At 62.7% G+C, this 7,387-nt stretch carries 9 protein-coding genes and 1 pseudogene; 7 read left to right on the top strand and 3 right to left on the bottom strand.

The genetic code is table 11. From position 1 onward, the window contains the following. Window positions 1-1,104 (top strand): annotated as a pseudogene (locus VHA82_RS11940) (IS256 family transposase); the annotation flags it as partial. A 104-nt stretch (window positions 1,105-1,208) separates the two neighbouring features. Here the strand turns inward: VHA82_RS11940 and VHA82_RS11935 are convergent. Further along, complete coding sequence (locus VHA82_RS11935) at window positions 1,209-2,015, bottom strand: hypothetical protein (RefSeq protein WP_325543813.1); 807 nt, start codon at window positions 2,013-2,015, stop codon at window positions 1,209-1,211. Window positions 2,016-2,226: 211 nt separating this feature from the next. Between VHA82_RS11935 and VHA82_RS11930 the strand changes: the two genes are divergently transcribed. After that, window positions 2,227-2,778 (top strand): hypothetical protein, encoded by a 552-nt coding sequence (locus tag VHA82_RS11930; protein ID WP_325543811.1) that lies wholly within the window; start codon window positions 2,227-2,229, stop codon window positions 2,776-2,778. 436 nt (window positions 2,779-3,214) lie between these two features. On the opposite strand, the gene VHA82_RS11925 is transcribed toward VHA82_RS11930, so the two are convergent. Then, window positions 3,215-4,468 (bottom strand): ISNCY family transposase, encoded by a 1,254-nt coding sequence (locus VHA82_RS11925; RefSeq protein WP_325543809.1) that lies wholly within the window; start codon window positions 4,466-4,468, stop codon window positions 3,215-3,217. Between the two features lie 136 nt (window positions 4,469-4,604). On the opposite strand from VHA82_RS11925, the gene VHA82_RS11920 reads away from it, so the two are divergent. From VHA82_RS11920 to VHA82_RS11900, 5 genes are all read left to right on the top strand, one after another. Continuing rightward, entirely contained in the window at window positions 4,605-4,880 is a 276-nt protein-coding gene (locus tag VHA82_RS11920; protein WP_325543807.1) for a BrnT family toxin, read from the top strand. Window positions 4,881-4,923: 43 nt separating this feature from the next. After that, window positions 4,924-5,112 carry a BrnA antitoxin family protein gene (locus tag VHA82_RS11915; protein WP_325543805.1) on the top strand — a complete coding sequence of 63 codons (189 nt, stop codon included), beginning with the start codon at window positions 4,924-4,926 and terminating at the stop codon, window positions 5,110-5,112. Window positions 5,113-5,142: 30 nt separating this feature from the next. After that, window positions 5,143-5,469 (top strand): addiction module antidote protein, encoded by a 327-nt coding sequence (locus tag VHA82_RS11910; RefSeq protein ID WP_325543803.1) that lies wholly within the window; start codon window positions 5,143-5,145, stop codon window positions 5,467-5,469. A gap of 62 nt (window positions 5,470-5,531) precedes the next feature. Further along, window positions 5,532-6,044, top strand: a complete 513-nt coding sequence (locus VHA82_RS11905) for a hypothetical protein (protein ID WP_325543801.1) — start codon at window positions 5,532-5,534, stop codon at window positions 6,042-6,044. A gap of 97 nt (window positions 6,045-6,141) precedes the next feature. Further along, window positions 6,142-6,756: a LysE family translocator gene (locus VHA82_RS11900; protein WP_325543799.1), complete on the top strand. Its 615-nt coding sequence runs from the start codon at window positions 6,142-6,144 to the stop codon at window positions 6,754-6,756. Window positions 6,757-6,787: 31 nt separating this feature from the next. Here the strand turns inward: VHA82_RS11900 and VHA82_RS11895 are convergent, their stop codons facing one another. Next, on the bottom strand, window positions 6,788-7,387 hold the full coding sequence (locus VHA82_RS11895; protein ID WP_325543797.1) for a DUF3299 domain-containing protein: 600 nt from the start codon (window positions 7,385-7,387) through the stop codon (window positions 6,788-6,790).

The raw sequence follows: 7,387 nt of genomic DNA, 5'->3' as shown, positions 1-7,387 counted from the left end.
GCTGATCGAGCGCGTGATGGGAGCCGAGCTGGGCCACCATCTGGGCCAGCCCGCCGAGGACGCCAACCACCGCAACGGCACGAGCGCCAAGACGGTGATCACTGGCGAAGGCCCGGTGCGCGTGGACATCCCGCGCGACCGCGCCGGCAGCTTTGAGCCGATCCTGATTCCCAAGCACGAGCGGCGCTTCACCGGCTTTGACGACAAGATCATCGCGATGTATGCGCGCGGCATGACGTGCGCGAGATCCAGGGGTTCCTGCAGGAGTCCTACGGCGTGGAGGTCTCCCCCGAGTTCATCAGCTCGGTGACTGAAGCGGTGATGGCCGAAGTAACCGCCTGGCAGTCGCGCCCACTGGAGCCGATGTATCCGGTGGTCTTCTTCGATGCGCTGCGCGTGAAGATCAAGGAGGACGCGGTGGTTCGCAACAAGGCGATCTATCTGGCCTTGGGCGTGCAGCGCGACGGCTGCCGCGACATCCTGGGGCTGTGGATCGAAGGCAGCGAAGGCGCTAAGTTCTGGATGAAAGTGTTCAACGCCCTGAAGACGCGCGGGGTCAACGACATCCTCATTGCCGTTACCGACGGCCTGAAGGGCATGCCCGAGGCGCTGTCGGCGGTGTTCCCCGCGACCACGCTGCAGACGTGCATCGTGCACCTGATACGCAACAGCCTGGACTACGCCAGCTGGAAGGACCGCAAGGCGCTGGCCGCGGCATTGAAGCCGATCTACACGGCCGCCAGTGCCGAAGCCGCGCAGGCCGAGCTGGACGCCTTCGAGCAAAGTCCCTGGGGCCAGAAATTCCCAACCGTGGTGGCCGCATGGCGACGCGCCTGGAGCCACGTGATTCGGTTCTTCGCGTTTGCGCCGCACATCCGCCGCGTGATCTACACCACAAACGCCATCGAGAGCCTGCACGCGCGGCTGCGCAAGATCATCAAGAGCCGCGGGCACTTCCCCAGCGACGATGCGGCCACGAAGCTGATCTGGCTGGCGCTGAAGAACATCACCGCCGACTGGGGCCGCGCGGCCAAGGAGTGGCGCGAGGCAATGAACCAATTCGCGATCGCCTACGAAGATCGCTTCACGAAGGCTGCCGCTTAAGATGTGGCACCGACTTGACCACCACGGCGTGCGTTCGTCGCAAGCGACGCCCGCCGTCGTGGACAAGTCTCAGTGGTCCTCACACAAAAATTCGGACATCCCCATCACTCCGGCCTACATAGCATCCGGACCGGAGCCGCCCACTGAGGGCCCGACCATGGCCTTAGGAATCTGGACGTGAGACAGCTGACAAACGTCCTGTCGGCTCTCATCGGTACAAGCGCAACGAACTCCATTGCAGCGCACATTGACTCCCGCCTGCACTGCGGTACCGCAACGACCGCGCTGCTCCAGCGGACCTGCTCCACTGCCTCGATGCTCTCGAAGATCAGCTCAGACCCGCCGTAAGGCCAGATGGCCTCGACGAAGAACGAGGGATTCTCCCAGTCCCCCAATGCGTTCGCCAGCATCCACCAGTCAATGTCAATGATCATCGTGGGAGCCAGGCTCGAGGACAGGACGTGCATGAGTGAGAAGAGCCTGGAACCGAAGTCACCACCGCCCAAGCGGATCAGGTGGTTGACGCCTGAGATGGCATCCGTCCTTCCTGACGAGACGATCGCCACGAAATGCAACTCGTCCGAGGGCATCTGCGTTCGCAGCACGTCGACGAACCACTGAACCTCCTGAAGTCCAGCGCTTGGAGAGTCTGGCAAAGCGAGTGCCACGATCGTCCCGTTGCGATGCTCCTGCAAGACCCGGGCGACCGCTGAAGGGACCCAACTAGGTGCTTCGACCAGGATCGACTCACAGGTGGCCTCGTCAAATGCCGTGGTCAGCTGATTGAGCGTGAGCCTCGTGTGCTCATCGCTACAGAAACTTGCCAAGACGAGCTGAGTACCCCAAACGGAAGTGGGGTCTCGATCGGAGGATCGAAGTTCGATTTCAGCCCGTACGACGAACAACTCCACGCCACTCTCAAAGGAGAGCCCAGGAGCAAAACTTCGGATGCGAGGGGGATAGGAAATGGCCACTGGAGTGATCAGTGAGTGGGCAGAATCGTACTCCGCAAAGCAGGCTTCCCCTGATCAAAAAAGAGTCAATGTTCTGCACAAGAAAGAAGCAGCACAGATTGACTTCGGCGAAGTAAGGCACCAAGATCGATGAGCAGGAGGTGTCCCCGTGGTTCCAAGACGTCAGCTCGGCCAGATGGTCCAAACTGCATTGCAAACGGTTGTCGATGAAGTCTACAAGCAGCAACTTGTGAACTCCGAACGAAGCTTCCAGGCGGCGATGTGGGAGGCGCTGCGGTGGCAGTTTACCGTCAACAGCAGGAATACCTACAAGATCTTCATAGAACCTCGGCTTTCCATTCGCGGTACTGACAAGGAGCTTCCACCGTCGGTTCGCTTCCCTGACCTCGTAGTATGCAACAGAGACGCAGTTGTCGGCGTCTTCGAGCTGAAGTTCAGGCCGCGGGGAATGGCTTCGTCAGTGAAGGATCTAAAGACGATGGCCCTGTTGGCGGCAAATCGCAAACGCCTGATTGTGAAGAACGAACGATTTCATCCGCGGACAGAAGTCAAGGAGTATGCGATGGCAGACAGTGTGCTGTTTGGATGGGTCGCAATCGTGAGAAAAGCGGGAGAAGATTTCGGGAAGATCAAGGGCATCCGAAACGAACATCTCCGTAGTTTCGTATACCTAACAGAGGACGAGGACGAGGACGAGTGAGAGGCGGACCACAGTCGAAACATGGATGATCCAATCGGGACCGCTGACAGTGGAACTTTTTTCCAGTCCTGGAGATAGCCAGTGAAGCTCGGACGCCGGGCCGATCAATCCTCGTACAAGTTGATGGCTTCGATGGGAAGTCGAAGGTGCAGAGACGAACCCATTCACTCCCACGTTTCCGTCTCATTTGCGCGGGTCAATTTCAAAGTTGAGGCTCGCCGAAGCAGCCACTGTGTCAACCCATAGTAGAGATGTCCCCTTTTCCGCAAAGTAGAGATGTCCCCTTGCGGTGATCGTTTGCGCGGTGCCGTCATTCCCGCGAAGGCGGGAATCCAGGGCATTCGCAGATGTTGGTTTGAGCGAGCGCCCTGGTGTGAGATCAGCGTTCAACGCCGCTAGCGGCGTTGAACGCTGGCGGCCGACAGGGGCTTGATGGTCAGCGCCCCGGGTGGCGCACGTTCAGTGTCTCGACGGTCTTTTGCAGCCGTTTGCGCTCGCGGGCCACCGCATCGTCAACCTTGGCCTCCAGGGTCTTGTCGTCGGCCACGCGCGATTGCAGTTGCTGGTGCTGCTCGAAGCCCTTGAAGGGCAGCACCTCTTCGCCCAGGAGCATCTCCAGGCGGCCATCGAGATGCTCCACCAGCCGCACGGGTTTGTTGCGCAGCCCGTAGCGCGGCTGCTCGGGCGTGGTCAGCACCACCAGTAGCTGCCCCTGGAATTGGCAGGTCAGCGCGCGGCTCAGGCGCCGCTGGTGGTGGATTGCGCACACGCGCTGCAGCGCGTGGGTCTCCATCTGCATTGGCGGGTGAGCGTCATCGGCTTCGCGCGGCGTCACGGCAAAGCGCTCGTTGTGCTCGGCCAGGTAGCCCGGCAGCCACGCATTGGCCGCCTCGATGCTGCTGATGCCCGCCAGCCTCAGCGCCTTGACCAGGCGGTCCTGCAGGGTCTGGAACAGGCTCTCCACGCGCCCCTTGGCCTGCGGCGAGTAGGCCAGGATCGCCTCGATCTCCAACTCGCCCAGGGCCCGCTCGAACTGCGTGGGCTCGGGGTCGTGCGGGTCATGTTTGGTGAAGATGCTGTGGCGGTCGCTGTACAGCGCCAGCGCCCGGCCATGGCCGATGACGTGGCGCTGCAGCACGTCCAGGTAGCCTCGGGTGGCCTCCACCGGGAAGAACCGTCCGGCGAGCACATCTCCCGTGGCGTCATCGATGAAGGCGATCAGGCAGCACTTGGCCGCGCGCTGCTCGAACCAGGCGTGCAGGCTGCCGTCGACCTGCACCAGCTCGCCGCGGCGTGCGCGCCGCAGCCGCGGGCTGTGGATGCGCTGGGGCTTGGCTCGACACGCCTTCCACAGCCCGGCGCGCTGCATCCAGGCGCGCAGCGTCTCCGCGCTGCGGCTGAAGCCGTGGTCGCGCCTCAGGTACTGCGCCGCCAGCGTTGGGCCGAAGTTGGCGTAGTGCTGCCGCACCAGCTCGACGAAACGCTCTCGCTCGTCCTCGGCGCGTCGGTTGCTCGGCTGACCTCGCTTGCGCGAGATCACGCCCCCACAGTCGTCCTCCCGCACCGCCGTGCAAAGCCGCTTGACCTGCCGCACCGACAGCCCCAGCCATGCTGCCGCCTCCGCTTGCGTCATCTTGCGCTCGATCACCTGCCGCACCACCGCGTAGCGGTCCGCCTCCCTCGCACTCATCAGCTTCCCCTCCACCAGCCATCCCCTTCAACCTTGAAGGGGACACTTCTACTTTGGTGAAAGGGGACATTACGGCTTTGCGCTCACACCGAAACAGCCACTGTTGACGCCTCGGTTTTCGTAGCTACAATAACCGATGCGAGTGACCTACGATCCGGAGAAGCGCGAGCGCACGTTGCAGGAACGCGGTCTTGATTTCGAGGATGCGAGGTTCGTCTTTTCGGGCATTACTTTCGAGGTTGAGGACACACGCAAGGAATACGGTGAAGCGCGCATCATCTGCTTCGGCTATCTTGCTGGTCGAATGGTTGTGGTCGGCTACACGCCGCGTGGCGCGGTTCGCCACGTCTTCAGCATGAGGAAAGCCAATGCCCGCGAGCAAGCACGCATCGCGCCCCTCCTTGAAATCTGACCTTGCACGTGTGGACGCTCACCGAATCAAGAAGTCGGAGTACGTGGAACTTCCCGAACTCACCGAGGAAATGATCGGACGCGGCACCGTCAACAAGGGTGGACGCCCGCCGTCGGCGAATCCTCGCAAGCAGCTGACACTGCGTCTGCCGGTGGATGTCATCGACCGCTGGAAAGCGACCGGCCCGGGATGGCAAACGCGGATGGCCGATCGCCTGAGCAGGGTACGTTGACATAAAGGCAGGTGGCTTGCTGGAGTAGCTATGGCCAAGGCAGGAAAGGCAAAGGAACCCGCGACGCGGCGGACCAGGACAGTCGCATACGACGTCGCAGAACAACTACGGAAGCCGGAAGAAATGGCGGCGTACCTCGATGCGTGGCTCGAGGAAGCTCCCGAAGATGCCGCCGGTATCGCGCGCGCTCTTGGCGACATCGCACGAGCCAAAGGCATGAGCCAGGTCGCACGCGACGCAGGTCTCAGCCGAGAAAGCCTGTACAAGGCATTGAGCGAGAACGGAAACCCGAGCTTCGCCACGTTTCTCAAGGTGGCTCGGGCTCTCGGTGTGAAGTTTCATGCGGAGGCCGCGTAAGCCGCGATTTGCCAGGCCCACAGGCCGAGGACCCCCAACGCGCCAGCCGCGCCATCGGAGCGATGTTCTTCTCCGTCTTCGGCGGATGCTGGCTCGCGCTGTGGGCGCATGGCACCTTCTCAGCGCCGCTTACGGCGTACGCACTGATCGGCGTCGCCACCTTCGTCTTCTTCTCCATCGTCCTGCGAACCTACCGACGCCATGCGCCGGCGCTCAACGCGGAACCCGACGCGCAGGAGCAGCGCCGTTCGCGCAACTTCCACATCGTCAACGCGGCGCAATGGGTGCTGCTCCTGGTCGTCGGCAACATTCTGGCGAACATGCGCCTGTCGGTGTGGATCATTCCCGCGGCCATCTTCATCATCGGCGCGCACTTCGTTCCACTCGCCAGGATCTTCGAATATCCGCCGCACTACATCACCGGAACAGCCATGATGTCGCTGGCAGCGCTGTACCCTCTGCTCGCATCCGCGGGACCCGGGAGCCCCGTCGGCTGCCTGGGCGCGGGGATCATCCTGTGGGCCAGTGCGGCCTGGGCCATCGCCCCCCAACGCGTACGGCACGACGTCACCTGACAGGCCGGTTGTCCATGCAAGTCGGCGTTTGCGCGCGCGAAGATGACACGCCACAATGCTCAAGCCTCCGTGCGCATCGACCCGCGAGGGCCAAAGCATGATCACCCCCGAATTCCTCCTCACGTCCCTCATCGTCGTCCTCATCCCCGGCACGGGCGTGATCTACACGGTTTCGACGGCCCTGGTGCATGGCCGCCGCGCCGGAATCTACGCCAGCCTCGGCTGCACCGCCGGAATCGTCCCCCATCTCGCCGCCACGGTCCTCGGCCTGGCCGCCCTCATGCACACCAGCGCACTCGCGTTCCAGATCGTCAAGTACGCGGGCGTTCTCTATCTCTTCTACATCGCCTACGCGACGTGGCGCGACAAGTCCGCGTTCGCGGTGGACGGCACCATCGCGAGCACTTCCGCCACACGCCTGATGGCCAAGGCCTTCATGCTCAACATCCTGAACCCGAAGCTGAGCATCTTCTTCCTCGCGTTCCTGCCGCAGTTCGTCGACGCGAAGGCCGCTCACCCGCTCGAGCAGCTCCTGATCCTGAGCGGCGTCTTCATGCTGATGACATTTGTGGTCTTCGTGGGCTACGGCTACATCGCGCACGCGTTCCGCCGACTCGTGATCGAGTCGCCCCGCGTGCAGCGGTGGCTGCGCTACGGATTCGCCGCCGCGTTCGCCGGTCTCGGCGCGAAGCTCGCCGCGAGCGAAGGCTGACCGCGGCTAAGCCGCGAAATCGGCACAGGCATCAGGGCTGCTTGGGCGGCTCGTAGGGTTCGACTCGCGCAGCCTTCAGCTTGTATCCGCTCATGCCCATCGTCGAATCCGTGCGCGCCGTCTGAAGCACGCCGCTCACCCACACGGCATCCATCGACTGGATGTCATCCGCGGGATGATCGACGATCACGTCGATGATCTGATTGGCCGGCGGCGGAGGGCTGTGGATGCAAGCGCCGAAATAGGGAACGAGCAGGAACTGCCGCAGACCCTCCTTCGTCTGGTCGACTGGCACGACATACCCCGGCAGGCGCACGGCGGCTCCATTCATCGCCTCCACGGTCGGTGCGTTGTCCCAGGTTTGCCGCATGTCGCGCAGCAGTTTCATCGCGCGCGGATTGCTGTCGCTCAGACTCGACGGATCCTGCCCGATCTGCTTCATCGGGTCCCAGTCCTTGGGAATCAGTGCCTCCCAGTCGATCGTCCTGTAGACGCTGTCGCCATGAGCGGCGGCGCTTGCCGACAACTCGCGGTGGCTGAAATCCAGCAGCGCCTTGCGCACCGGAACGACCAACGCCGCCAGGCCCACGATCATGGCGGCGCACAGGGTGAGCGCTAGAGGTCGGTTCAT

This window comes from Ramlibacter sp. (assembly GCF_035548915.1).
Lineage (GTDB): Bacteria > Pseudomonadota > Gammaproteobacteria > Burkholderiales > Burkholderiaceae_C > Ramlibacter.
This window is presented reverse-complemented; position numbering and strand designations above follow the sequence as displayed.

Bases quoted from the DNA above. Each gene is read 5' to 3' on its own strand.
- VHA82_RS11925 (WP_325543809.1), bottom strand. From the start codon at position 4,468: ATGAGTGCGAGGGAGGCGGACCGCTACGCGGTGGTGCGGCAGGTGATC.
- VHA82_RS11920 (WP_325543807.1), top strand. From the start codon at position 4,605: ATGCGAGTGACCTACGATCCGGAGAAGCGCGAGCGCACGTTGCAGGAA.
- VHA82_RS11910 (WP_325543803.1), top strand. From the start codon at position 5,143: ATGGCCAAGGCAGGAAAGGCAAAGGAACCCGCGACGCGGCGGACCAGG.
- VHA82_RS11905 (WP_325543801.1), top strand. From the start codon at position 5,532: ATGTTCTTCTCCGTCTTCGGCGGATGCTGGCTCGCGCTGTGGGCGCAT.
- VHA82_RS11900 (WP_325543799.1), top strand. From the start codon at position 6,142: ATGATCACCCCCGAATTCCTCCTCACGTCCCTCATCGTCGTCCTCATC.
- VHA82_RS11895 (WP_325543797.1), bottom strand. From the start codon at position 7,387: ATGAACCGACCTCTAGCGCTCACCCTGTGCGCCGCCATGATCGTGGGC.